The organism is Clostridium sp. AM34-9AC (genome assembly GCF_003480225.1).
Taxonomy (GTDB): domain Bacteria; phylum Bacillota; class Clostridia; order Lachnospirales; family Lachnospiraceae; genus Acetatifactor; species Acetatifactor acetigignens.
On sequence record NZ_QUIU01000056.1, the window covers coordinates 1 to 933 of the forward strand.

The window sequence follows — 933 nt, forward strand, 5'->3', positions numbered from 1 at the left end:
TGCAAGCAGGGGGTCAAGGGTTCGAATCCCTTTATCTCCACTCAACAAGTTTTACTTGTTGAAATTTGTTCCTTGAAAACCGAATATTGAAATTAAAATCTATTATATCAAGTTTGCAAAACGATATAACAAGACATCCGAGGGATCTTGCAGAGATGTAAGATCAAACAAGCAAAACGAAACAAAACCTAAAGTAACATCACGCTAGATGTGAAGAACGGATTGGCGGGAATCGCGCAAGCGGTCATTCGTAAGACTTCGTCTTACTCATGTCCTTTGCTTCGCAAATGATTTCCGAATAAATCAAAAGCCCTTATGCAAGCGAGCTTGCAACGGACTTTGCTTTATTCGAAACCGCTTGCTCAGTTATTAGGTCAAGCTAAAAAGAGCGCAGGGTGGATGCCTTGGCACTAAGAGCCGATGAAAGACGTGATAAGCTGCGATAAGCTACGGGGAGGAGCACATATCCATTGATCCGTAGATTTCTGAATGGGGAAACCCGGCTGAGCATACCTCAGTCACCGTACACTGAATCCATAGGTGTACGGAGGGAACCCGGTGAACTGAAACATCTAAGTAGCCGGAGGAAGAGAAAGAAAACTCGATTTTCAAAGTAGCGGCGAGCGAAATGGAAAGAGCCCAAACCGGAGTGCGTGCACTCCGGGGTTCGGACTGCATTTATGACTTCTGACTGTAGCGGAACGGTTCTGGAAAGACCGGCCAGAGAGGGTGAGAGCCCCGTAGGCGAAACGGAAAGAAGCAGAGCAGGATCCAGAGTACCACGAGACACGAGAAACCTTGTGGGAATGAGCGGGGACCACCCCGTAAGGCTAAATACTCCTTAGTGACCGATAGAGCAGAGTACTGTGAAGGAAAGGTGAAAAGGACCCCGGGAGGGGAGTGAAAGAGAACCTGAAACCCTGTGTTTACAAA

General features: G+C 47.2%; 1 rRNA gene (only partly in view). It reads left to right on the top strand.

The features are described from left to right. The first annotated feature begins 372 nt into the window (after positions 1–372). A 23S ribosomal RNA gene (locus DW835_RS17570) occupies positions 373–933 on the top strand (it continues 2378 nt past the right edge of the window).